27 protein-coding genes, 1 other RNA gene and 1 riboswitch are annotated in these 25981 nt (G+C 35.7%); of the genes, 5 read left to right on the top strand and 23 right to left on the bottom strand.

Annotated features, from left to right (window positions below; all coding sequences use genetic code 11):
* Positions 1 to 99 precede the first annotated feature (99 nt).
* Positions 100 to 1263, top strand: a complete 1164-nt coding sequence (locus CER22_RS11315; RefSeq protein WP_088608768.1) for a DUF418 domain-containing protein — start codon at positions 100 to 102, stop codon at positions 1261 to 1263.
* A gap of 15 nt (positions 1264 to 1278) precedes the next feature.
* On the opposite strand, the gene pbuX is transcribed toward CER22_RS11315, so the two are convergent.
* From pbuX to CER22_RS11250, 13 genes are all read right to left on the bottom strand, one after another.
* Positions 1279 to 2601: a xanthine permease PbuX gene (gene pbuX / locus CER22_RS11310; RefSeq protein ID WP_088608767.1), complete on the bottom strand. Its 1323-nt coding sequence runs from the start codon at positions 2599 to 2601 to the stop codon at positions 1279 to 1281.
* 3 nt (positions 2602 to 2604) lie between these two features.
* The gene (locus tag CER22_RS11305) at positions 2605 to 3198 is read right to left on the bottom strand and encodes a xanthine phosphoribosyltransferase (protein WP_000866483.1); all 594 of its coding nucleotides are present in this window, start codon (positions 3196 to 3198) and stop codon (positions 2605 to 2607) included.
* A 106-nt stretch (positions 3199 to 3304) separates the two neighbouring features.
* Positions 3305 to 3406, bottom strand: a riboswitch (purine riboswitch).
* Positions 3407 to 3522: 116 nt separating this feature from the next.
* Positions 3523 to 4269, bottom strand: a complete 747-nt coding sequence (locus tag CER22_RS11300) for a type I methionyl aminopeptidase (protein WP_088608766.1) — start codon at positions 4267 to 4269, stop codon at positions 3523 to 3525.
* Positions 4270 to 4423: 154 nt separating this feature from the next.
* Complete coding sequence (locus CER22_RS11295; RefSeq protein WP_087985567.1) at positions 4424 to 4897, bottom strand: GNAT family N-acetyltransferase; 474 nt, start codon at positions 4895 to 4897, stop codon at positions 4424 to 4426.
* Between the two features lie 47 nt (positions 4898 to 4944).
* A complete protein-coding gene (gene ypwA, locus CER22_RS11290) occupies positions 4945 to 6462 on the bottom strand; it encodes a carboxypeptidase (RefSeq protein WP_088608765.1) in 1518 nt (505 codons plus the stop codon).
* A gap of 100 nt (positions 6463 to 6562) precedes the next feature.
* Positions 6563 to 8500: an ATP-dependent DNA helicase gene (locus CER22_RS11285; RefSeq protein WP_060489642.1), complete on the bottom strand. Its 1938-nt coding sequence runs from the start codon at positions 8498 to 8500 to the stop codon at positions 6563 to 6565.
* 138 nt (positions 8501 to 8638) lie between these two features.
* Complete coding sequence (locus CER22_RS11280; protein WP_000376888.1) at positions 8639 to 8821, bottom strand: DUF3921 family protein; 183 nt, start codon at positions 8819 to 8821, stop codon at positions 8639 to 8641.
* Between the two features lie 61 nt (positions 8822 to 8882).
* The gene (locus CER22_RS11275; protein WP_000521230.1) at positions 8883 to 10022 is read right to left on the bottom strand and encodes a THUMP domain-containing class I SAM-dependent RNA methyltransferase; all 1140 of its coding nucleotides are present in this window, start codon (positions 10020 to 10022) and stop codon (positions 8883 to 8885) included.
* Positions 10023 to 10202: 180 nt separating this feature from the next.
* An RNA gene (rnpB, locus tag CER22_RS11270) (RNase P RNA component class B) lies at positions 10203 to 10593 on the bottom strand.
* 87 nt (positions 10594 to 10680) lie between these two features.
* A complete protein-coding gene (gene gpsB / locus CER22_RS11265; protein ID WP_000622425.1) occupies positions 10681 to 11019 on the bottom strand; it encodes a cell division regulator GpsB in 339 nt (112 codons plus the stop codon).
* 97 nt (positions 11020 to 11116) lie between these two features.
* Positions 11117 to 11671 carry a DUF1273 domain-containing protein gene (locus tag CER22_RS11260; RefSeq protein WP_000862919.1) on the bottom strand — a complete coding sequence of 185 codons (555 nt, stop codon included), beginning with the start codon at positions 11669 to 11671 and terminating at the stop codon, positions 11117 to 11119.
* Positions 11672 to 11727: 56 nt separating this feature from the next.
* Positions 11728 to 12144 (bottom strand): CotD family spore coat protein, encoded by a 417-nt coding sequence (locus CER22_RS11255; protein WP_088608764.1) that lies wholly within the window; start codon positions 12142 to 12144, stop codon positions 11728 to 11730.
* Between the two features lie 155 nt (positions 12145 to 12299).
* On the bottom strand, positions 12300 to 12899 hold the full coding sequence (locus tag CER22_RS11250; protein ID WP_088608763.1) for a YppG family protein: 600 nt from the start codon (positions 12897 to 12899) through the stop codon (positions 12300 to 12302).
* Positions 12900 to 13076: 177 nt separating this feature from the next.
* Here CER22_RS11250 and CER22_RS11245 point away from each other — a divergent pair, with 177 nt between their 5' ends.
* On the top strand, positions 13077 to 13268 hold the full coding sequence (locus CER22_RS11245) for a YppF family protein (RefSeq protein WP_000242661.1): 192 nt from the start codon (positions 13077 to 13079) through the stop codon (positions 13266 to 13268).
* A gap of 26 nt (positions 13269 to 13294) precedes the next feature.
* Here the strand turns inward: CER22_RS11245 and CER22_RS11240 are convergent, their stop codons facing one another.
* Positions 13295 to 13639, bottom strand: coding sequence for a YppE family protein (locus tag CER22_RS11240; protein ID WP_000872967.1), 345 nt, complete (start codon positions 13637 to 13639; stop codon positions 13295 to 13297).
* A gap of 15 nt (positions 13640 to 13654) precedes the next feature.
* Positions 13655 to 13897, bottom strand: coding sequence for a hypothetical protein (locus tag CER22_RS11235; RefSeq protein ID WP_001252041.1), 243 nt, complete (start codon positions 13895 to 13897; stop codon positions 13655 to 13657).
* An 85-nt stretch (positions 13898 to 13982) separates the two neighbouring features.
* Between CER22_RS11235 and CER22_RS33035 the strand changes: the two genes are divergently transcribed.
* Positions 13983 to 14159, top strand: a complete 177-nt coding sequence (locus CER22_RS33035; protein WP_087985562.1) for a phage portal protein — start codon at positions 13983 to 13985, stop codon at positions 14157 to 14159.
* A gap of 309 nt (positions 14160 to 14468) precedes the next feature.
* Here the strand turns inward: CER22_RS33035 and CER22_RS11225 are convergent, their stop codons facing one another.
* Complete coding sequence (locus CER22_RS11225) at positions 14469 to 15494, bottom strand: DUF2515 domain-containing protein (protein ID WP_087985630.1); 1026 nt, start codon at positions 15492 to 15494, stop codon at positions 14469 to 14471.
* Positions 15495 to 15597: 103 nt separating this feature from the next.
* Between CER22_RS11225 and recU the strand changes: the two genes are divergently transcribed.
* A complete protein-coding gene (gene recU, locus CER22_RS11220; protein ID WP_046958934.1) occupies positions 15598 to 16200 on the top strand; it encodes a Holliday junction resolvase RecU in 603 nt (200 codons plus the stop codon).
* Positions 16201 to 16265: 65 nt separating this feature from the next.
* A complete protein-coding gene (locus tag CER22_RS11215) occupies positions 16266 to 18965 on the top strand; it encodes a PBP1A family penicillin-binding protein (protein ID WP_088608762.1) in 2700 nt (899 codons plus the stop codon).
* A 23-nt stretch (positions 18966 to 18988) separates the two neighbouring features.
* Here the strand turns inward: CER22_RS11215 and CER22_RS11210 are convergent, their stop codons facing one another.
* The 7 genes from CER22_RS11210 to dinG all read right to left on the bottom strand — a co-directional run bounded on the left by CER22_RS11210 (position 18989) and on the right by dinG (position 25945).
* The gene (locus CER22_RS11210; RefSeq protein ID WP_088608761.1) at positions 18989 to 19507 is read right to left on the bottom strand and encodes a YpoC family protein; all 519 of its coding nucleotides are present in this window, start codon (positions 19505 to 19507) and stop codon (positions 18989 to 18991) included.
* 3 nt (positions 19508 to 19510) lie between these two features.
* The gene (nth, locus tag CER22_RS11205; RefSeq protein WP_046958931.1) at positions 19511 to 20158 is read right to left on the bottom strand and encodes an endonuclease III; all 648 of its coding nucleotides are present in this window, start codon (positions 20156 to 20158) and stop codon (positions 19511 to 19513) included.
* Positions 20159 to 20173: 15 nt separating this feature from the next.
* The gene (gene dnaD, locus CER22_RS11200) at positions 20174 to 20881 is read right to left on the bottom strand and encodes a DNA replication protein DnaD (RefSeq protein WP_000728534.1); all 708 of its coding nucleotides are present in this window, start codon (positions 20879 to 20881) and stop codon (positions 20174 to 20176) included.
* A gap of 121 nt (positions 20882 to 21002) precedes the next feature.
* Complete coding sequence (gene aspB / locus CER22_RS11195) at positions 21003 to 22190, bottom strand: aspartate transaminase AspB (protein WP_088608760.1); 1188 nt, start codon at positions 22188 to 22190, stop codon at positions 21003 to 21005.
* 18 nt (positions 22191 to 22208) lie between these two features.
* A complete protein-coding gene (locus CER22_RS11190; protein ID WP_088608759.1) occupies positions 22209 to 22712 on the bottom strand; it encodes a cell wall elongation regulator TseB-like domain-containing protein in 504 nt (167 codons plus the stop codon).
* Positions 22713 to 22719: 7 nt separating this feature from the next.
* Positions 22720 to 22890, bottom strand: coding sequence for a YpmA family protein (locus CER22_RS11185; RefSeq protein WP_000358351.1), 171 nt, complete (start codon positions 22888 to 22890; stop codon positions 22720 to 22722).
* Positions 22891 to 23140: 250 nt separating this feature from the next.
* Positions 23141 to 25945, bottom strand: coding sequence for an ATP-dependent DNA helicase DinG (gene dinG / locus CER22_RS11180; RefSeq protein WP_088608758.1), 2805 nt, complete (start codon positions 25943 to 25945; stop codon positions 23141 to 23143).
* Positions 25946 to 25981: the final 36 nt, after the last annotated feature.

The raw sequence follows: 25981 nt of genomic DNA, 5'->3' as shown, positions 1-25981 counted from the left end.
ATACATATCTTAACAGTTTTAAAAATTGGAAATTACCTATATACCCTCCTCTTTACATTTTGTATAATAAAAGGGAATTACTTAACAAGGAGGAAAATAATGACACAAAATATTTCACAAGGCGAGAGGATACATTCCATAGATATTATTAGAGGAATAGCTGTACTAGGTATTTTTCTTGTTAACTGGCCAATTATCGCCGGGGTTGACTCACGTGATATTACAGGAATTTACGAAGGGATAGACAGCTATATTCGCCTATTTTACGATATGTTTATTCAAACGAAATTTTATACAATTTTTTCGTTTTTATTCGGATTAGGTTTTTATATTTTTATGAATCGTGCTGAGGCGAAAACCGATCGTCCAAAAACTTTGTTTGTTCGCCGCTTACTTATTTTATTATTATTTGGTTTCTTACACTACGTTCTTTTATGGGACGGGGACATTTTACATACTTATGCAATTACCGGATTTTTCTTATTTTTATTTTACAAGAGAAAGCCACGTACTATTTTAATATGGTCAATTGTACTATTAAGTTTCATGCAATTGTTCACATTAGTAGGTTCTCTTCTCATGTTATTAGTGCCGGTAGATGAACTAGGCCTTTCCATAGCCATTATGCCGTTAGAAAACTGGGGCTTACAAATTACAGACAGATTCCATTCTTTCTATTCTGAAGCAATAAGTAACAGTCTTATTATGCTTCCTGAAACACTAGGATTGTTTTTACTAGGATTATATGCCGGTAAAAAAGACATTTTCCGCCGTGCTAAAGAATTAGATCTAAAACTTAAAAAATGGCAAATCATTATGTTCATTTTAACATTACCGATGTGGTTTATTATGGTTTACTTCTTTATGAACAATCAACCATACACACCATTTTCACTTATGGGTATTACGATGATAAGCGGAAAGACATTGTTCATCTTCTACATTGTCACGTTAATGCGTTTATTACAAAAAGAAAGATGGCAAACATTATTACGTCCGTTCCAGTATGTTGGTCGAATGGCGTTAACAAACTACATTTCACATACAATTGTTACATTACTTGTATTCGGACTATTGTTCAAAAATGATTATCTTGCTCCATTATGGGTAGGTCCTCTATTTTGCATTAGTTTCTATACGTTACAAATCTTTATTAGCCGCTGGTGGCTGTCACGTTATCAATACGGGCCACTTGAGTACATTTGGCGTCTTGGTACGTATGGGAAAATGATGCCACTTAAAAAGAAAAGCAAGGTCTCATAATGAGACCTTGCTTTTTTACGCTTCTCTTACTGCACTTTGCATAGACACTGGCTCTTCTTTTACTTTCACTTTACGCTGCGGCACCATATTAAATACGATATTTAAAAGTACTGCTGACGCACTTCCAAGTACAATTCCGTTATCTGTTAAAATACGAATGTTTTCAGGAAGTTGTGAGAATAATGTCGGAACAACTGTAACCCCAAGCCCAATTCCGACAGAACATGCAACTATTAATAAGTTTTCTTGTTTACCAAAATCAACGCTACTTAACATTTTAATACCATATGCCATTACCATACCGAACATTGCTAACATTGCACCGCCAAGTACTGATTTCGGGATAATAGTTGTAATAGCTGCGATTTTTGGAATGAACCCAAGAACGATTAACATACCACCACAAGTATAAATAATAACGCGATTTCTTACTCCAGTTAATTGAACAAGTCCTACGTTTTGAGAGTATGTTGTATATGGGAACGCGTTAAAAATACCACCTAACACCATCGCTAATCCTTCTGCTCGATAGCCTTTTGTTAATTCTTTTTCACCGATCTTTTTATTGCAAATATCAGATAATGCGAAATATACACCTGTTGCTTCTACAATCCCTACGCAAGCAACTAAAATCATCGTAATAATTGGCGTTAATTCAAATGTTGGTGTACCGAAGTAAAATGGCTGAATACCGTGGAACCAATCCGCTTCTCCAACTGCTTGCAAACTTACTTTCCCCATAAACGCTGCAACAATTGTACCGAACAATAGACCTAGTAAAATAGAGATTGAACGAATAAACCCGTCAAAGAAACGATACATAATGATGATAAATAATAATACACCAAATGCTAACCCTAAATTCTCCAGACTACCGAAATCCTTACTTCCTACTCCCCCAGCCATATCATTAATCGCTGCTGGAACAAGTGTAACTCCAATTACGGTAACGACAGATCCTGTTACAACAGGTGGAAACAGTTTTACAAGCTTTCCAAATAATTTCGCAAAAATAACAACGAATAACCCGGCAGCAATAATCGCTCCATAAATAGAAGACACACCGTATTGTTTCCCGATTGCAATCATCGGCCCAACCGCTGTAAATGTGCAACCAAGTACAACGGGAAGTCCAATACCGAAAAAGCGATTTGATAATGCTTGTAAAATCGTCGCAACGCCGCACATTAATAAATCAATCGAGACTAAATATGTTAACTCTTTTTGATTTAAACCAAGTCCGCCGCCCACAATAAGCGGAACGATAATTGCGCCAGCATACATCGCCAGCATATGCTGCATACCAAGCGATGCGATTTTAAATGGATGTTGCTTCATCGTTTATTTCACCTCCGCAGTTTCTTGCTGTACAAATGTAACTGTGCCGTTATCAAGTGATGCAATTTCTGCTAGTGACTCAACACGAACTCCTTGTTCACGAAGCTTCTTTCCTCCATCTTGAAATGCTTTTTCAATAACAATACCAATTCCTGCAATACTTGCTCCTGCTTGCTCTACTAAACTCATTAAACCTAAAGCAGCCTGACCATTTGCTAAAAAGTCATCGATAATTAAAACACGATCATTTTCATCGATATGATTTCGAGATAATGAAATTTCATTCGTTTCTTGTTTCGTAAATGAATATACGTTTGCAACGTACATATTATCTTGTAACGTTAACGATTTACGTTTTCTTGCAAAGATTACTTTTACACCAAGCTCTAATGCAGCCATAACTGCTGGTGCAATGCCTGAAGATTCAATCGTCACGATTTTTGTAATGTTCTCTTCTTTAAAACGTTTAGCAAATTCTTTTCCGATCTCTTGCATAAGTACTGGGTCAATTTGATGATTTAAAAATGCATCTACCTTTAATACGTCACCAGATAAAACCTTTCCTTCGTTCAAAATCTTTTCTTGTAATACTTTCATGTTTGTTCCCCCTCTTATGCAATAAAAAACTCCAAAAGCCGCCACCACTCGTTACAAGTGAGAGACGCGCTTTTGGAGTTTCGCAAAAAAGAATGCTAAACAAGCAAATATATTCGTCCTCACTCATAGTCAAAGTATTTACGGTACTTCGGTAGAAACTTGCAGGCCATATCCCCGCGATTATATGAGTGTAGCTAACTATTTATTTTATAGAAGGATTATAACGCACTTTTTATACTTTGAAAAGCATTTCTTAATAAAACACGTACAAATTTTATAAAAACATCATTTTTGTTCGAGTTTTGTAAACTCTTACATATTATTTCAAAGTGTCGTTAAAATAATCGGCCCATCTTTTGTAATCGCAATTGTATGCTCATATTGCGCTGATAATTTCCCGTCCATCGTTCTTGCAGCCCATCCATTTAAATCTACTTTCGAATATCGCATACCTACATTGACAATAGGCTCAATTGTAATTACCATTCCTTCTTGTAGTTCAGGCCCTTGTCCTTGTTTCCCAAAATGAAAAATTGCTGGTTCTTCATGAATCTCTTTACCAATCCCGTGCCCCGTAAAGTCTCTTGCAACCGAAAAACCTTCAGTAGCTACATAACTTTCAATTGCATAGCCAATGTCTCCTACATGATTACCGATTACCGCCTGACCAATCCCTTTATATAAAGCATTCTCAGCTACTAACAATAACTTTTCTGCTTCATCAGAAACATTTCCAATTTTATACGTCCAAGCAGAATCTGAAAGACCACCATTTAAGTTTACTACCATGTCAATTGTTACAATATCTCCCTCAGTTAAAGGAACATCGGCGGGAAACCCATGGCACATTTCAGCATTTACAGATGCACATATCGCATATGGATACCCGTTGTAACCTTTCTGCTGAGATGTTGCACCATGCTTTTCTAAATAAGCTTCAACAAACGTATCAATTTCTTTTGTCGTAATACCTGGTTTCATCATTTTGGCAATTTCCCTATGACATGAAGCAAGTAATTTCCCAGATTCATGCATCAAATCTATTTCATTTTTCGTTTTAATTGTAATCATTCTACCTCTCCTTGCTAAACCTGCTATTTGCTACTAAAGTTCAATCATACACATCCTCTGTCAAAATTTCAAAACTCTCAATTACAACAAGTACAAAAATATGTATCCTATACTTCTAAATCAAAATAAAGAAACAGAAGATCCCCTCTGTTTCTTAATCATTTTTACATATATAATTCATTTTCAAAAACTCAAAACAACTACCATTTGTTTTCTGTATAAACGTTCCAACAGCTTCAAATCCTGCTCTTTTATACACTTTAATGGCTCTCTCATTACATGTCGCTACTGATAGTGTTATATAATTGCAACCATATTTTTCTTTACTAAAAGCTAGTCCAGCGTTTACGAACTGTAAACCAAATCCATTTCCAGTTATATCAGGTCTCATTCCAAGACCTATATCAACCGTTCCATCATTTATTTTACAAACAGTAAAAAAACCAATGAGAGTGCCATTTTCCTTCACAGAAAATGTATGATTTCCTCTACTCTCATCATGTAAAAACTCAGCTAAATCTTCTTCATCTGCACCTATATCGTAAAAGGAATACCTCCCTTCATAATGCCAGTTATATGCAATTTCTTCTGCTTCTTCTTGCGTCATTACTGTATATGTATAAGCCATTCTTCTATCCCCCTTGAAAAAAAGAGCTGCAATTAAGCAGCTCTTTTTTATAACTCATAGATTTCTTTATACTTCGCTTCTAAATAATCTGCTAAGTAGTTTGCATTTAATCCTTCACCTGTCACATCTTCTAAAATTTCAAGTGGCTTTTTCGTTTTACCGTATTGGTGAATATTTTCTGTTAACCATTCACGAATTGGTGTTACGTTTCCTTCTTCTAATAATGCATCAAAGTTCGGAATGTCTTTTAACATTCTTTGCTTAAATTGCGCTGCATACATATAACCAAGCGCATAAGATGGGAAGTATCCAAATGAACCACCAGCCCAGTGAACATCTTGCAATACACCTTGTGCATCGCTTTCCGGACGAATTCCTAAATATGCTTCCATCTTATCATTCCAAGCCACTGGCAAATCCTTCACTTGTAATGTACCATCAAATAATTCTTTCTCAAGTTCATAACGAACCATGACGTGAAGCGGATATGTAAGCTCATCTGCTTCTATACGAATGAACGATGGCTTCGATTCATTAATCGCATCATAAAACTCATCTACTGATATATCATTGAATTGACCATCGCTATACTCTTTTAATAAATCATAATTTTTCTTCCAGAATGATTTATTACGACCGATAAAGTTCTCAAAGAATAATGATTGTGACTCATGAATACCCATAGAAGTTCCACTACATAGCGGTGTACCTTCGAATTTCTCTGCAATATTTTGTTCATATACAGCATGGCCACATTCATGAATTGTTCCAAACACTGCCATACGGAAATCTTTTTCATCATAACGTGTTGTAATACGAACGTCCCCTCTATTTAATGTAATCTCAAATGGATGTACCGTTTCATCAAGACGACCTGCTTTAAAGTCATAATTCAATTGCTTTAATAACTCTAATGTAAAGTTCTTTTGTTTTTCTTTTGAAAAATGTTCTGATAAAGCACTTGTCTTTAATCTCTTTTGTGACTCCGATATTTCTTTTACGAGCGGAACGATACGCTCACGAAGTTGACCAAATACGTGATCTAACACTTCTACTGTAATACCTGGCTCATACATATCTAACAATGTATTATATTTATATGTTTCGTAACCCCAATATGTAATGAATTTCTTTTTAAATTCAACTATTTGTTCTAAATACGGACGGAACATTTCGAAATCAGATTTTTCCCGAGCTTCTTCCCACACACTTTCCGCTTTCGCTTCTAATTTCACATACGCCTCGTATTCCGCTTGTGGAATTTTCTTATTTCTATCATATTCTTTACGACACTCTTCAACCATTTTCTTCATCGTTTCAGAAAGTTTATCTTCACTTATTAAAGCTTCAAGCTCTGTTAAATAATTTCCCATCTCATCTGAAGTCGACATAACAAACACTTCTGATGAAAGCATACCAATTACTTCTGAACGCTGGTCTACACCTTTTTTAGGCGCACCTGTTCTTAAGTCCCAAAACATTAAGCTTAATGCTTCACCGTAATTTTGTATCTTCTTCACATATGTTAAAAATTGTTTTTCTACTTCATATGTAGCTACTGTCATCGTATAAAACCTCCCTTTTCTACCTCAAACTTAATTCGACATGGAAACCTAAATTCCTTTTATAATAGAAAAAAAGCTTGGCAAGCGCCAAGCTTTCTCCTTATAATTCTTTACCTTCTACTGGTAGTACGTTTTTCACCGCTTCTATCACTTTCTCATCTTCTGTATCAGATAAGAAGATTGATATAGCCCCTTTATCGTCGCTCGTACGAATTAAACGTCCAATCCCTTGACGAAGACGTAAAATCATATACGGTACATCTACATCCCAGAATGGATTATTTACATGTTTACGCTTCGCTTCAAACACAGGATCGTTTGGAGGGAATGGTAATGACCAAATAATAACATGCGATAATGATGAACCAGGAATATCTAAACCTTCCCATAAATGAACAGCACAAAGTACAGTCTCTTCTTCATTTTGGAAACGAGAAACGAGCTGACTAATTTCTTGATCCCCTTCATATAGGAACGGAACGGACATTTGTTCTTTACTTACATATTCTTTAAACGCTGCAAGTTCTTGTGTTGTACGGAATAATACAAGTGTACGTCCATTTGTTTTCTGTATATTTTCAAGTGTATATTGACACTTTCTTTCCCATTCGTTCTCTTTCGTATGCGATAGTAAGTTTACTGCCATTTGCTCCTCATAATCAAACGGTGAGGCAACTGAGAATGATAAGTAATCTTTTACCCCTAGGCTATTTGCTGTAAATGCGAATGAATCGTTGTTAGATAATGTAGCAGAAGAGAAAATATACGGGATTTTCTTCGAGAATACTTTCTCTTGTAATACTTCTTCAACTGCACGTGGCATAATCACTAACGTGAAGGCTCCATCACCTTCTTCACCCCATGTAATTACATTTTTCTCGTGCATGAACAGACGAAGTGAATGTTCTAATACATCTAAATGTTCATCAACGATATTTAAATCATACGTGTTTACTGTATGCATTTCACTTTCAAATACTAATGCATCACCGACTTCACCAATTTTCGCATAAAGTCTATTCGCTTCAGCTGTTACTTTTTCTGTCACAGTAATTTCTAAACGATCAGAACCGGCGATTTCCTTTTTATTTTCTTGTAACACATCAAAGAATCGCTCTGTTTGCCAAATTGTTTCTTCTACTAAATGTGCAAACTCTTCACGAATATCGTTTTGCAACAATCTTGTTAAAAGTTGCTCCATCATCGTTTGCTTTAAACGATATGTTAAAGCTTTTTGAGCTGCATATTCTACAAGATGTCCTTCATCGAATACAACGCAGCTACTTTCAGGTAATAACGGAATTTGCCCTTCACGCTTACGAGCATCGTACGTCCAAATATGATCCATATAGAAATCTTGAGAACAAATAATTAAATCTGCCGCTTTACGATAATGTTCACGAGAAAGAGTTTGACCACAACGATGACGAGAATCACAAGTGAAGCAATCTTGGAAGTAATCCCAATTTACTTTTGACCATTCCTCATCATTTAAAAGTGGAAATTCTTTTCTGTCGCCGTAGTGAGTAAAGTTTTGCATCGTACCATGATCGAATACAAACTGTGGTAATTCGTAGTATACATCTTCAATTACTTCTGGAGCTCGTCCACTCATAACATCTTCAAGTTTACGTAAACATAAATAATTATCCATTGATTTCGCAAGTCTAACATCAACAGATAGTCCTAATGCTTCAGATAACTTAGCAATGTCTCCTTCTTCTTTCACAAGCTGCTCAATTAACGTTTCATCAGCACAAGCGATAATAGCTGGTTTTCCAGTATAACGCGCATAGCAAATTGCATATAGAAGATATACAATTGTTTTCCCTGTTCCTACACCCGCTTCTGCGAACATTACTTTCTTTTCTTGGAAAGCACGCTCTAATTGAAACGCCATAAAAATTTGTTCATCACGCTCTTCAAAGCCTTTTTCCGGAAGGATATCGTAAAACACATCTCCAATCCATTCATTCAACTTATCATAAAAATTATCTTGTTTTCCTACTTCAAATGGTAATCTCTTCTCAGTAAACATCCTTAGCCTCCAACCAAAAAGTTTTTCTATAAAAAGATATAGCAACTGCTACTCATATGTGTGCAGCCACTTTCCCCTGTTGCCATACATAGAAATACACGAAAAAAAATTTTCCTTTCGAAAAAGGAAAATTTTTTTCTATATTAATGACTTTAAATACCGTTTATCAATCGCTGTTTCGTGTGAAAGAGCTGACAAATATTCTTCTTGTGCTTTTTGTATTTCCTCTACAATCGCACCTTGGCTATCCACTTCTTTCCCGATCTCATCATACGTACGATGAATAGCTTTTTGAATCATAGATAATTGGAAACTATCCATATCACGTCCTCCTTTACGCATTACATAATAGCCAGTATATGCGCGCTGGAGGAGTTTTATACTATGAATTACGCGGTGGACGTTTTCCGAAGTATTGGTAGTAATCTGTACGGATAAATCCATTAAACAGTTTACGTTTCTTCGATGCATCTTTTCCATAACACTTTTCAAATGCTTCGTAGCTGGTTAATACATACGCTGACCATGTATCTAATGGGCGGAATACTTGTCCCATTTCTTTGTACAATTGTTCAACGAGTGCTTTTTCACTTAAACGTTCTCCGTATGGAGGATTCGTTACAACATAGCCATAATCCTCTTTTGTCGTGAAATCTTTTACTTGCATTTGTTTAAATGTAATTAAATCACTTAAGCCCACTTCTTCTGCATTATCTTGAGCAACTCGGATCATACGATGATCAATATCTGATCCAATGATTTGTAGTGGTTGATTATAATTCGCTAAATCTTCAGCTTCTTGACGAGCTTCACGCCAGTTTTGTTTACCAACCCAGCCCCACTCATCTGATGCGAAGCCACGGTTAAATCCTGGTGCAATATTTTGTCCAATTAATGCTGCTTCAATCGGAATTGTACCTGATCCACAGAAAGGATCCACGAAAGGACGATCCGGCTTCCAGTTTGTTAACTTAATTAAAGACGCAGCCAATGTTTCTTTTAATGGGGCTTCCCCTTGATCCATACGGTATCCACGTTTATGAAGTCCAACACCACTTGCATCAATTGTTAATGTTGCAATATCCTTGAGCATTGCGATCTCAATACGGAATAACGGACCATCTTCTTCAAACCAAGTTGTACGTTTATATGTTGTTTTTAATTTTTCAACGACAGCTTTTTTAACGATACGTTGGCAATCTGAAACACTGAACAACTCAGATTTTAACGATTTACCAATTACAGGAAATTCCCCATTCTCTGGAATATAATCTCCCCAGTTTAATGCTTTCGTCTTTTCAAACAGCTCATCAAATGTTGTCGCTTTGAATTCGCCAACTTTAATTTTCACACGGTCCGCAGTACGTAACCATAAGTTCGTGCGACAAATCGCCTTTTCATCTGCTTCAAATGTTACTTTGCTGTTTTCCACTTGGCATTCATAACCAAGATCACGAACTTCTCGGGCAACTAACGCTTCAATACCCATTGCCGCTGTTGCAATTAAAGTAACTTTTCCCATTTGCATTCACCTCTTATGTATAGTTAAACAATAATTAATAGCAATTTGTCCTATTAATCATTACATTTTACGAAGAATTTTCTCATTAACCATTTTAACTCATAATTTATAACTTCATACAAATAAAAAGCCCTCCTCTAACAAAGGAGAGCTGAGTTATTTCATAGTTGGTTCATAACGTTCTGTAAGCCATGTTCTGTTCCTTTGTACTGCAAACGGCCCACGCCTCGTACTCCGGTGGCAATCATCTATCTACAGGTTATACAACCTGTCCTTTCCCATCGTTCATTTCCTTGGAAAAGATTCCCCTACCATTATTTGGGTTTCTCGCTCGTGGGGTTTACCTCGTTCCACTCCTATCATTTCTTCAAGGACTTCGTCACTGTGGCACTTTAAAGGTAGTCAAACCATATCCGAAAGGACTTAGGTTTTTTCCCTGCCGTTAAACCAGCCTTACAGCCAGAATACCCTAGCTTATGAATTGGCTAGGCACGAACACTACAGCCATCTCAGGCCGTGCGAGCATGGACTTTCCTCTACAACGTTAGCGTTGCAGCGATTACCCAAACGTTATGACATCCATTAGTATAGTGGAAACAAAAAGATTTTGCAATGTTTTTTTCTATGTAAAATGCTTTAACCTTTTTACCACTAGAAATTATTCGTATAACTTACTTCCAAATACAGCTTTTTCTAAATTAGATAGACGTTTTAAAATGTCCGTATTCGTGTTGTTATATACAGGTTGTGCAACTGGTGTTTGTACAACTGGTTGTTGTGGCACTTGCGTTGCTACTAATTTTTGTTCCTCTAATTCACGCTTTAAACGAGCATTTTGTTGCTTTAATTGATCAAACTCCTTGTGGAAAGCTTCATAGTCTTTAATGATCATATCAAGAAACTTGTCTACTTCTTCTTGTTGATAGCCTCTCATGCCTGTTTTAAATTCTTTTTCTAAAATATCTTTCGCCGTTAATTTAATTTTATCCGAAATCATTTTCTTCACCTCAAATTTTTGCCAAAACTTTCATTACCTAAATTTTTTCAGAAACAATGCCTTTTGTCAATCATATATACGAGTACTATATTACATATTACTCAGCATTATTCCACTGTTCCTCTTCTATTATATCTTGTAAATCAGAAAAAAGAATAAAATAACTATGATAATTTTCTATTTCTCCTTTTTTCTTTGCTGCTTCTACAATATATTTGGGACTCCCTGGTTTTTCTTCATCATATACAGCTAAAAGTGCATCACTTTTTTCAATAAAAAATTGATTTTTTAATTTAAATTGTTCCGGGCTTTCGTACTTCCGTTTCGTAATACTATCAATATGGTCTGCTTGAGAGAGAATACATTCGTAATATTCACGGTTATCTTCCTTCCAGCTTTCTTCTTGTTCTAAAAACGGAGTAAATACCGCTAATTTTAGATCTGGATATTCTACTTGAATTTCAAAAACAACTTCAGCAGCCCATAATTCGACTCCTAACTGCCCACTTATTATCACCCATTCCAAACCTTCTTCTACAAAAGTAGTTAATTTTCGATGCAATGCTTTTTTTATACATTCCACCCCTGGATGATCATTTTTAAATATACCAAGTTCAAATGGCTTATATCCCGTTACAGCAATAACTTTCATATCAACACTCCAATTACAAAAAAAGAACTAGCATTTCGCTAGTTCTAACATATCATTTACTTTTTAAATATTCCACCAACGTTTGGTCCAATATTCGGACCTACTGGTGATACATTATTCGGTAAGAATGGTGATACATTTGGTCCTGGACCAAATGGAGATATTTGATGTCCAAAATGTCCATGATGTCCAAAATGTCCATGATGTCCATGACCACATGGTCCACATCCGCCGCCGAATCCTGGATCAACTGGGTCTACCACATTTACATTCGAGTTTGTTTGTGGGAAGAAGTTTTGGTTTTTAATTTGTTGATGGTGTACATGTGTTGTATGCGTTGGGAAAATGTGTGGCACCACCGTTGTTGAAAAAGAGTGTGTTACGCATTGTTTCGTCGGATGAATGACAGGAGCAGTTGTACAAATAGGTCCTACAGGCTTATGCCCTCCAAAACAAGGATGACAATGATGCATAGTTTTTTCTCTCCTCTCTCGTTAAAAAAATCTGACTACACTTTACAATATGAGAAAAGAGAGAAAGCCGTTTGTTATATATACCCATTTATTACAAGGAAATTTGTCTAGCCTTCTGCTTTATACGTAATGCTTTTTATAGACAACCCCCAAAATTACTTACCAAAAAAACCTCCAACTTGCTTTACAATACCTGTCACTTGGTTCATCGCATTCATCATTTGTCCAGCTGTATTCATCATTTTATTTACATCATAGTTACCATCTGAGTTTTTAAATTGGGAAACAAAACTAGAAAATTGACTCGGTTGCTGTTGTTGTTTTTGTTTATTCTGCGTCGGGTACGGTTGTTTTGGTGGATAAAACATCGCTTGTTGATTTCCATAGGGAGATGGTGGTGGCATATAGTATTGTGAATTCATATAAGGTTGCTGTTGTTGATCCATATAAGGCTGCTGTTGTTGATTCGTATAGGGTTGTTGCTGTTGCTCCATATAGGGCTGCTGTTGTTGATTCGTATAGGGTTGCTGCTGTTGCTCCATATAGGGCTGCTGCTGTTGATTCGTATGTGGTTGCTGCTGTTGTTGTGGTTGATTCATAAACGATACTTCAAATGGCTGGTAATAATTTTGATTTCCATAATTAGGCTCGAAAGGATACATATTATACCGTAAATATGTATCCGTATTATATTGGTACATATTTTGCTGTGCATATGGATAAGATTGCTGATATACGTTAGATTGTTGAAACATGCATTCTCTCCTCCTTCACATAAGTTTCTACATATATAATATGTACTTGTAAAATAATTTGTGTGACGGAGTATCTGTCTATTTTTGTCGGAAGTTTAAATTTTTAAAAAATTAAAAAAGAAAACCCTTCCATGCTATGATAGTGAAGAAGAAGATTCTCATGGGGGAGGAATCAACATGGTATTAGGGGATTTAAAACAAGCGTTTTCTCAAAAAAAGGGGTATTACACAGAGAATGTAAATGAATTGTTAGACTTTGCGAGACATTGGTATCTCGAAGGGAAAATATGCATTTCAGATTACCGAACATTAATAAAAGAATTAGAAATAAACGGTGCAACAAAACCTACAACAATGACAGAAGCATAAAAAAAACAAGAGGGTTTCCCCTCTTGTTACTTACATTGCTCAATTATATTTTGCAAAGTATACGAAATGGCTTGATGTGTTTCAAAGAATCGCTTACCTTTACCTTTATTTACAAAACATTGCAACACATTTGTCTGTAAATTATCGTACACTTGATCAATTTGCTGTACATGTATATACTTCGGTTTTTCTTCCTTAATCCATTTATAAGCTAATTCTTTCCACACTTTTAATTCCTCATCTACCATATCTACAAATGGTTTCATATCCTTATAAAAATCGTACTCAATCATTTCTCTTTTTTTCACATTCGCTTCATTATTATACTGCATGAGTTTTTCTGAAGATTGTATCAATGCTTCATACTTCATTTTATTCCCACCTTATTATGCACTCACTACGACGTTTTGAAATGCCTTCACCCAATTCCCTTTTTCTTCGTGATGCACTAATTTATTTTCCATATGCTCAATATGCATTTCTGTTATTTCTATCTTATTGCATATTTTTTCACCCGTATCCTTCAATGCATGATTCATTCTAATCCCTATATTCATTTCCAGCAAATCGAGAGAACTTAACATTTGATCCATTGTTTTCATTACATCTTCCTTCTGAACCATCGCCATATACAAAACGCCCCCTTCTTTGCTTTTCCTTTGTCATGTAATTTCGCCGAATGACTCCTCACTCCTGCTCACATGACAAAACTAGTTGTTATTCGTCAAAGAAATCATTTTGTATGTCATTTATAGAAATGGTAACAATACAAAAAGGAGGTGTATGAAAATGACAAAGAACAAAAACGACAAAAAGAAAAAACAAAACAAACAAAATAAACCCGAGACTGGCAACCCTAAGTTAGATGGTCCAAACTTCCCTGCTACATAAAGTGAAACTTTAATCAGCAGGGGTTTTGTTCATCCCCACTGATTATTAGCCTTCTCAATCGGGCTTTTACGGGCAGTTGATCCACACCTAAATTCTTTGCTTTCACTGAATTTTGAGACGTGGGTCTTACTGCCCGGCAAGTAGCGGGATAAAGTGAAACTTTAGCACTTTTACAAAAAGCTAATTTCTGAAGCATCCTTAATCTCCTATATTCATTACGTTTTGAGATTAAATTGTTAGCATACACGGCAGGATTACTTCACATTAAGAAGTCCCGTCTTCATTTATGAAGACGGGACTTCTTTTTTATTATATCACGAACTCATCCATCCTTTTAACAAAACGATTTACGATAGAAGCAACATAGATTTGCTCCCTCTTTCTTTTATACCATTCTGTTATATCAACTTCACCCTTATACTCTTCCAGTAGAAACAACTCATTTATTTCCATATCTCTACAAAACCAATCTCTCATACTTATTTCCTTATGTGCAACGACAGGATAAACCTCTCTAAGGGCTGGCGTACAAGATTTTCTAGCTTCTCTTACATAATATTCATAATCTGCTCTTGATCCTGTGTGTATAGTTTGCAATGCAAACCTATGGAATAAACTTTTATAATTCGGATGAAACAGTAACTCCGCTAATTTCTGCCCTAGTTCTATACGCTTTTGTAACGTTTCAAATTGATAAACTGAAAAACCATACATCCTCCCTTCAACAGTCGGAAAAATAACAGCACTAATATGAAGCATTTCTTGCAATTTAAAAAGTGCAGTATGGAATACATGTTTTTTAAAATATGCATTCTCAATAACTGGTTTTTGAATTTTATTTTGCTCATTTATAATAAGCGCTGTCATGAGCCTATTTATATCTTTTTTTTCCCAAAAATAAATCCATTCTTTTTCCATAAAAATTGATACGTTAAAATATTGTAACAAATAGAATAGTGGTACCTGCCTCCTCTTACTTTCTTCGTATAACAATAGCTGAGGAAATGCATCTAAAAAAATAATCCAATTCGCTTCTTCATAAGTCAGAAACAAATGTTTTTTTACTGTTTGAGGTAAAACAGTAGCATAATATCTCCCTTTTAAATCAGTCATATTCCATCCAGCATTTCTCGAGACCATACTTGCTAAAAAGGCCCACCTAATTTCACTGTTCCTTACATAATATTCTTGATAAGACTGTGTTCGAGAAATATTGTCCATATTAGCCATTTCTATTTTCCTCTTAATGTTATAAACGATTGTTTTTTCTTCGTCTGTACAAACCATATTTTTACGATATTGTTTAATTTTCTCATAATCATTCCATGTAAACATAAATAAGTCATCATACCTTTCTTCAAAAAGGTCACATCTTTTTTCATTTTTTGTTATAATCACCTTTGTAAGTAATTCTTAGCAAGTTGGGAGTGGACACACTATGACCATTCGTTACCCAAACGGAAAACGGTACAATCAAGCTTCACAACCTCATAAAACACCAATTAAAAAACATACTTATAGTAATAGAGGTATGTCCCTTGAAGAGGAATTGAATGAAACAAATGAATATTACTTAACCCATAATATTGCATGTGTACATAAAAAACCTACACCTCTTCAAATTGTAAAAGTAGATTACCCCGCTCGAAGTGCTGCAGTGGTAAAAGAAGCGTATTTTAAACAACCTTCTACAACAGATTACAACGGTGTATACAAAGGGAAATACATCGATTTTGAAGCGAAAGAAACAAAAAATAAAACCAGCTTTCCACTTCAAAACTTCCACCTTCATCAAATTGAACATATGAAGCAAGTAATCGTTCATGATGGAATTGCATTTGTTATTATTAAATTTACACTTTTTGATGAACTTTATTTACTAGATGCAAAACATATTATTGCATTTTGGAATCGTCAAAATACTGGTGGACGGAAATCGATTACGAAAGAAGAAATAGAAGAGCATGGATCTTTATTATCATGCGGTTATCACCCTCGGATTGATTATATCCGTGTACTAGACACGGTTTATTTTTCGTGATAGAGTCATCACTAAGGCTCTTTTTTCGACTTTTGGGGAGAGAATGAAAGGTAGGAGAAAGTATAATGTCAGATAATTATCGTTCTCGTACAGAACGAAATCATGTAAAAAATCAAAATCAAAAGCAAGAAACAAATAAAGAAAAAAAACCAAAGAAAAAAGGCTCCTTTTTTAAAAAATTCCTTATAGGTTGTCTACTTCTTGGTATCGTTGGTCTTATAGCTAGCGTTTCCGCTTTCTTTGTTATGGTGAAGGACGCTCCAAAATTAGACAAATCAAAACTTGTCAATCCTTTATCAACAAAGTTTCTTGATAAGAATGGGAACTTTTTCTATGAATACGGTGCTGAAAAACGAACCCACGTTACGTATGATCAAATTCCAAAGGTAGTTGAAAGTGCATTCCTTGCAACTGAGGATTCACGTTTCTATGATCATAATGGAATTGATTTTAAACGAACTACAAAAGCAGTTATGGAAAATGTCACTGGAGGGTTCGGATCTCAAGGTGGTAGTACGATTACACAACAAGTAGTCAAAAACTATTTTCTAACGATGGACAAAACTGCGAAGAGAAAAGTACAAGAATGGTACCTATCTTACAAATTAGAGCAACAATACTCTAAACATGAGATCTTAGAAATGTACTTAAATAAGATTAACTTAGGTAACCGTTCGTACGGTATTGCAACAGCAGCCAAAAAATATTATAACAAAGATTTAAAAGACTTACAGTTACATGAAGCTGCAATGCTTGCAGGTTTACCACAAGGTCCTAATATTTATGATCCAACAAAAAAAGACAACGTTGAACGAGCTACACAACGTCGTAACGTCGTATTATCATTAATGAATCGACATGGTTATATAACAAAAGATGAAATGAATAACGCAATGAAAATCTCTGTAACTGAGGGTCTTCAACCGTCTTCAGAAATAACTGAGATGAAGTATCAAGCATTTTTAGATGCTGTTGTAAAAGAAGTTGAAAAAGAATATCCCGATGTAAATATCGGTTCAGATGGTTTAACAATTCATACAACAATTGATCAAGATGCTCAAGATTACGCTGAAAAAATTATGGATGGCAACCTTATTAAGTATCCGAACGATCAATTCCAAGGATCATTCGTATTTATGGATACACAATCTGGCGAAGTTCGAGCAATTGGAGCTGGGCGTAAAGAAAGTAAGTCTACTTTCAAAGGTCATAATATGGCAACTGATTTAAAACGCCAAGTCGGTTCAACGATGAAACCAATTTTCGACTACGGTCCAGCATTTGAGAATTTACAATGGTCTACATACCATCAATTAAACGACTCAGAGTATACGTATTCCAATGGTAAGAAAATACGAAATGCAACAAAAAGTTACAAAGGTGACGTTTCACTACGTGAAGCTTTGAAAAAATCATTAAACATCCCAGCTTTAAAGACAGCTCAAGCGGTTGGTCTTCCTAAGTCACAAGCGTTTGCTGAAGGCTTAGGTATGACATTTAAAGACGGCAAAACATATGAATCAACAGCAATTGGTAGTAACGATAGTTCTCCATTAGAATTAGCAGGTGCATATGCAACCTTTGGTAATGATGGTAACTATAATAAACCGCACTTCGTAAAAGAAGTCATCTTCCCAGACGGTAAAAAGAAAAGTTTTAAACCGAAAGAACAACGTGCAATGCAAGACTACACAGCTTACATGGTTACTGACGTTCTTCGTGACGTAGTAAAACCTGGTTCTGGTGGTACAGGTCCAACAGCATACGTTTCTGGTTTTGACGTAGCTGGTAAAACAGGGACACAAAACTTTGATGAAGACGTTCTTAAAAAATATGGTATTCCAGCTGATGCAAACAGAGATAGCTGGTTCGCTGGATATACACCACAATATACAATGGCTGTTTGGACTGGTTACGAAAAGGATGGTCCAGAAAATTACATTGGTGATCGCTCTACTAGAATTGCACAACAAATGTTCCAAGTAATGATGAGCAAATTTGCTACAGATAAATCTCGCTTTGAACGTCCTTCTTCTGTACAAGAAATAAACGGAGAATTATACGTAAAAGGTGCGAAAAAAGATGCAATTAAACAAATTAAAGTAGATGCACCTAGTGGTCTTAATGTTACTTTCGATGGGGCTAGCACCGTTACACTAAACTGGTCTGGACCAGCAGAAGTTGATGCGTATGCAGCAAGCTATAAAGCAACTGACGGTTCAAGTGGTAGTTTATCAATAAATGGTACGACAGCTTCTCTTGGTGGTATTAAACCAGGCGTTACTTACAGCTTCTCTGTGGTAGCGAAAAAAGGTACTGGAACAAGCCCTGCAGTTGGTGCATCCTTCACTGCACCTGGCGGAACTCCAGACCCTAAGAAAGCTGAAGAAGAGGCTAAGAAGAAGGCTGACGAAGAAGCTAAGAAAAAAGCTGATGAGGAAGTACAGAAAAAAGCTAATGAAGATAAACAAAAACTAGAAGAAGCTCAGAAAAAAGCTGCTGAAGAGCAGCGTAAACAACAAGAGCAACAGCAACAACAAGAAGAAGCTCAGAAAAAGGCTGCTGAAGAAGAAGCCGCTAGAAAGAAAGCCGATGAAGAAGCTGCTAGAAAGAAAGCTGAAGAAGAGGCTGCTAGAAAGAAAGCTGAAGAAGAGGCTGCTAGAAAAAAAGCTGAAGAAGAACAACACAAGCAACAAGAACAACAACAAAATACCGGAGGAGATACACCTCACGCAGACGGAAATGCTGTTATAACAGAGTCTTAATACAAAAAAAGAAGTCCTTTCTCTTAACGAGAAAAGGACTTCTTTTTTGTTATCATTTTCTTTACATATAGCTTTTCTATTTCAATATACAACTGCGCTAACTGAATATAAGAATGATAATTATTCGGTTTTTTTATAATGAACGAATATCGCTCTACAAAATTAACTGGTTGTACTTCCAATATACTCGTGTAATCTTCCATTTCGTTCAAACTATGGATAGGTTGCTCATTTAACCAATATACAATTGATAACAAATGTGCCGCAAAAAGAATCATTGGACCTTCAACTTCTTGCTTATTTCTGTTTCGAAATAGTGTAGCAATGTCTTCATGCTTACTTTTCCATACATTCAACAGTACAGGAATACTATTTTCAATTTCATTCCACGGCTCATATTGTCTTTCAATATCAAATATAAAGTAAGTATTTTGTATTATTTCTTCAAAAGACTGATCTGTATGATACGTAATCGAAGTTACGCTTTCTGTAAAAAATGGTAAGCACCGAAATTCTTTCGGTATTTCTATAACTCGCTCCATCCTTTATTTCCCCTTCATTCGCTTCTTTCCTTCACGACACACTTCTAGTAATCGGCACTCTTCACATTGTGGTCGCTGTGCTTTACAGTGGTAACGCCCAAAGAAAATCATACGATGATGTGTAACGCCCCATTCATCCATCGGAACTTTCTTCATTAATGTCTTTTCTACTTCTAACACCGAATCTTTCCACCTACAAATCGCTAACCGTTTACTCACTCTCTCTACATGCGTATCAACAGCAATCGCTGGAATTCCAAATGCAACCGAAACAACTACATTCGCTGTCTTTCTTCCTACTCCTGGTAATTTCGTCAGCTCGTCACGGTCTTCTGGAACTTTCCCGTTATAATCATCTAGCAACATCTGGCACAATTTTTGAATATTTTTCGCCTTATTTCTAAACAATCCAATGGAACGTATATCTTGTTGTAATTCTTCTAAAGACACGCTTAAATAATCTTCTGGTGTTTTATATTTTTGAAATAAATTTTTCGTCACTTTATTTACAAGTGCATCTGTACATTGTGCAGATAACGCCACCGCGATTACTAATTCAAATGGATTATCATGAATTAATTCACAATGTGCTTCTGGATACATATCCGCCATTGTGTCTAAACAATAGCGAATTTGCGTTTTATTTAACATATACTTCCTCCTACATTACTGCTCCAACCAATTATAAAAAGGCACTTTCCCAGTAAATTTCGTCTCTTGTTTTGTCGTTTGCTGCGTTCGTTGTTGATTTGCTCTAAATTTCCGTCCTTGGTTTTGGGCTTGATCTACTGTTTTAATACCATTCTTTTTCCACTCAAATAAAATACGATCAATATATCGGAAATTAAGCTTACCGCTCATTACAGCTTCCCTGAGGGCCGCTTGAATTAAATTCGGATGATGTTGATCTTGATCTTCCCACATACCCAACGTTTCACATTCAAACGGAGAAAGTGGTCTTCCAAATTCTTTTTCAAATACTGTATATAAATTTACTTGCAGTTGTTTTATTTCTTTTTGTTCTTCCTCTATTGATTCGTTCATTAAGAAATGCAATATTTTTTCCCATAGCGGTTGTAAAGAATAACTTTCACACATCATCGCTTCTGATTTTTGTCCACCTTCTAGTGATAAAAAACCTTTTTGAATCAATGTCTGAATTACTTCCATACATTTCATTTCAGTAATCGTCATCCGTTCTGAAATCTCTGACGGAGTCGGAAACGAATTGCCCGATTCTAAAAATGTGTGTACATGAAGTACAACCATAAATTCCATTTCATTTAGCCCTAATTTTTTATAATGCATCATAAGTAATTTTGGAATTGCAATGCTTCCCTGCTCAAACCACTGTAACATCATTTTCTTTTTCATCACCAAACACCTCGCTCTCTAGTATAACACACCTTTCGCTATTTCTTTTTGCCACAATTCGTCAAAAAAACCTTCCTATTATGTAGGAAGGTTTTTTGTATTGCGTTAATAAAATATACAATTAAGCTTGCACTTTACTTTTCATAAACGTATGAATGCGTTCTAATGCTTTCTCTACTTGTTCAAGAGATGTCGCATATGATAAACGAACGTTATTTGGAGCACCAAATCCTGTACCTGGTACAAGAGCCACTTTTTCCTCTTCTAATAGAGCTTTTGCCCAATCATCCACAGTTTCGTATCCTGATAAAGCTACAGCTTCTTTTACATTAGGGAATAAGTAAAATGCACCTTGTGGTTTAATGCAAGTAAAGCCAGGGATTTGAATTAATTTATCATAAATAATGTTTAATCTTTCTTCAAATGCTTGACGCATTTTTTCTACAGGTTCTTGTGAGCCTGCATATGCTGCAATTGCGCCGTATTGAGCGATTGAAGTAGGGTTTGACGTACTATGACTCGCTAAGTTCGTCATCGCTTTAATAAGCTGCTTATTTCCTGCTGCATATCCAATACGCCATCCTGTCATAGAATGAGATTTAGATACACCATTAATAATAAGTGTTTGTTCTTTTAATGCATTAGAAAGCTGGGCAATCGAAGTATATTCTGCTCCACCATAAATTAATTTTTCATAAATTTCATCTGAAACGATTAAAATATCGTGTTCTAAACATATTTCTCCAAGCTGTTGTAATTCCTCTTTGCTATAAATCATTCCTGTTGGATTGCTCGGTGAATTAATAATAACTGCTTTCGTTTTCTCTGTAATTGCCTCACGCAGCTGCTTCGCTGTAATTTTGTACTCATTGTCTTCCAGGCCTTCTACGTAAACTGGCTTACCTCCAGCAAGCTTTACTTGCTCAGGATAACTTACCCAATAAGGAGTTGGGATGATAACTTCATCTCCTTCATCAAGTAACACTTGGAATAATGTATATAATGCATGCTTTGCACCGTTACATACAATAATTTCAGATGGATCATACGCAATTCCTTGATCACGTGTAAACTTCTTCACAATTTCTTGTTTTAACGCTTGTAATCCACCTGTTGGTGTATACTTCGTATGTCCTTCTAACATCGCTTTATGTGCAGCATCCATAATATGTTCTGGCGTATTAAAGTCAGGTTCTCCTGCCCCTAATCCAATTACATCATGACCTTCTGCTTTTAATGCTTGTGCCTTTGCTGTAATTTCTAAAGTTGCAGATGGTGTTAAAGCAGCTACTCGCTTTGCTAATTTCATTTGTAGTTCCCCCTACATCTATTTTTCAATGCTGTAGTGACCAGCATAAGCCCCATTTTGAAACTCTAAATAATAATACGTATAACGATCTTCCTGATCAATATATGTAATTTCCCACAACGGAATATCGTTTTGAGCACCTAATTTTACTTTTATAATTTCTTTTGGCTTTGGCTTTGGCTCATCACCTTTTCCTGTAGCTTGTTCAGCCAACTTTTGCAAAGCTTCTTTTTCAGGAATACCTTCACTCTTTTTCTTCACAAGGACATTCCCTTTTTTATTAGGCACCCAAACAATAATTTGTTCTCCTTTTTCGTCTACACCTTGTACGACTGTATATGAAGAATTTCCATTATAATAATCAACAGATTTTACTTTTGTAAGCTTTGCCTTTTCTTTCGCAATTTCTACAGATTTTGCCTCTTTAGGGATTTTCTTTTCCATTGCTTTATTGTAAACATACGCCCCATATATTCCGCTAGCAACGATTACGATAACGATTGCAAAGATCCACTTTTTCATTGTATCACTACGTTCTGTAAATCGTAAATACAGCTATTTCTTTATCTTTTTCGTCTAATGCTAATCCGAACATGAGGTCCTGTTCTTTTAACGTACGATTCAAACTATCAACAATTTTATACAAGTCAGACGAATATTTAATACGCGTCGTTGATAGGACTTCGATTTTCTTATCCATGAAAAAACTCCTCCGTTACACAAAAATTTCTAATTATAGAAGAACGCAATACGGTTACAATAAGAGTACATTCTTTACAACCCCTGCTTCATCACCCATCTATTATAGCAGGACATGTACTGCAAAAAAAGGTTTCAAGTCGAAAACCAATACATTTTGTATACAAGAAGTAAGAAAAATAAAATTCCTCCTACCCACATTTTTTACGCCTGAAGCTTAAATGTACTTCAGGCGTATTTTTCTTCCAATTTTATTTATTTGGCCATGCCTTTAATTGTTCTAATAATTCTTCTAGAGGGCCTTCATAAAGCGGAACAGTTGGGATTGATTGTAAAAAACGTTTTCCATAAGAAGCGCTTATCAAACGACGGTCTAATACAAATACTGTTCCGGTATCTGTACTTGTTCTAATCAGACGACCAAATCCTTGTTTGAAACGCAAGATTGCTTGCGGGAGTGCTAACTTAGCGAATACGTCCTCTCCTTGATTTTTTAACCACTCTCCTTTTGCTTCCATCATCGGTTGATGAGGAGGCGTAAAGGGAAGCCGTACAATAACAAGACAACTAAGGGCATCTCCAGGTATATCTATCCCTTCCCAAAAACTACTTGTTCCTAACAAAATCGATTTGTCGAACTCTTGAAATTTACGAATGAGACGACTTCGGCTCTTATTATTTACACTTTGCGTTAATAATAAATACCCCTCTAATTCCTCATCATTTTTCAAATTCGTATACGCTTCTTTCAACATTTCATACGAAGTGAATAAAACAAGCATTCTGCCTTTTGTAGCTTTCGCGATTTTTGCAATATGTGCCGACACAGATTCAATATATTCTTCATTACTTGCTTGCTTAATAAAAGGCACATCTGTTGAAACCATTAATTTCATCTGTTCTTCAAAACGGAATGGTGATGGAACCTGTAATGTATTGGGAGCAAAATCATGTAAACCTAGCTCCTCTTTTATATAGTCAAATGAATCGTTTACTGTTAACGTTGCTGATGTGAAAATAACACTCTTTTTCTGTGTTAAAAATTCATCCGCAAGCCTTTCACCAATATGAACAGGCTGTGCATATAAAACGGTTGAATGAATTGTTCCCTTCGTTTCAGTCTCCATCCATGTCACATATGAATTTTTTTCTAAAATGAGTAATTGTAAAGATTTTTCCATCTTTCTCAACAACTCAATTAAATGCATAAATTCACCTGTAATAACATGCATCTCCCATTCTAATTTACTTTGCAATATATCAACTTGCTTCTCAAGTATAGTCAATAATTTTCTTACATCGTATACAAAACGATTTGTTAACTCGGTAATGCTATCCCATAACTTACCTTTCTCTACTTCCGTGTTATATCGATAAATGAGTGGCATATTGCTTATCCCTTGTTCCTGCTTTGTTTGTTTAAAGATGAAAGCACGTAACATTTGGAATAGCTCATCCGCATCAAATTTCAATTCCTTCAAACTATGACTCACCATACGGAAAGTCGAACGAGAGGCTTGCTCTGATTTTTTCATCATTTTATATACTTTAGAAAGTACATCATCTGTTTCTAGCGTACCAAGACGAGATAAAACTAATTGAAAATACATACAGGAGAACTGTTCACCTAATATTCTGCTCGCCGCTTCCTCGATATGATGAGCTTCATCAAAAATAATATGTTCACATGAAGCAAATAGTGGTTCTTCACTTGAAAAATCTTGAAATAATAACGCATGATTTGTAATAACGATATCTGCAAATAATGCTTTATTCTTTGCTCGTTGATAAAAACAACGGCTATACCAGTTGCTTTGCATTCCGCCTGGACTATGTACATCACTACAAATACGGTTCCAAAGTAACTTTCCACCCTCAGGAATATTTAATTCATCACGATCGCCAGTTTCTGTTTGCAATAACCACACTAAAATTTTTGCCTTTGTGAGCGCCATATCATAATTTTTCTCTTCCTCTTGCAAAGCATATTCAAATTTATGTAGACAAAGATAATGCTTTCTTCCTTTCAAAAGAGCTACTTCAAATGAAAATGGCATTATTTTCTGTAATAATGGAATTTCTTTTTCTAATATTTGTTGTTGCAGTTGTACTGTTTGGGTACTTATGATGACAGGTTCTTCTTTTTTCGTTGCAAAATAAATACTTGGAAGTAAATATGCAAGAGTCTTTCCTGTTCCTGTTCCTGCTTCAATTAGTGAAAACCTAGAATCTCTTAGTGCTGTATATATTTCCTTCATCATAATCTGTTGGCTTTCTCTTTTTTCAAACCTTGGCATATTCAATTCAAGTTTATCGATTGCCTTGTGCAAGAAAGCATCAAATTTAGATGAACATGTTTCACTGAGATTTAAAGCATAATTCCGTTTTCGAAGCGCAATATTTCGATACACTTCATACCCCTCTGCCACTTTTCTACCATGCATCATTTTCTTTAAAATATTTTCAGAAAGTACATCCGCTATATCACTTTGAAAAACATCGCTCAATTCATAAAGCGATTGCAAGGTGACAAGTGGTAACTTTTCAATTTCATTTAAAAATTGTAAAAATAATTCCGCTGTTGCAAGAGCATCACTATCCGCACGATGCGGTTGATCGTGCTCTAATTCATGTTGTTTAGCTAAATCACGTAATTTATAACTATCAGCTGTCGGCAAAAGAATTTGCGCCAACTCCACTGTATCAACTTTGGGACAATGTACTTCTGTATATCCAGCCCACCTTAATTCTTCCGTTAAAAAATTCCAATCAAAGTGAACGTTATGTGCAACAAAAGTTGCACCTTGCAATAGCTCAACAACCATCGGGGCTACATCATGAAATAACGGGGCTTGCTTAACCATACTCTCATCAATCCCTGTTAATTCTGTAATAAATGGCGGAATCTCTCTCTTCGGATTAATAAAAGATGAAAAAATCTCTAGTATCTCTCCATCTTCCACTACAACAGCTGCGATTTGGGTAATTTTATCCTTCCCGTCCTTCCAGGAGTTCCCTGTCGTCTCTAAATCCACAACGACATAACGTTTACTCATATATGTAACACCTCAATTTCTTACCTATCAATCACA

Source organism: Bacillus sp. K2I17 (genome assembly GCF_002209985.1).
GTDB classification, from domain to species: Bacteria; Bacillota; Bacilli; order Bacillales; family Bacillaceae_G; genus Bacillus_A; species Bacillus_A wiedmannii.
This window is presented reverse-complemented; position numbering and strand designations above follow the sequence as displayed.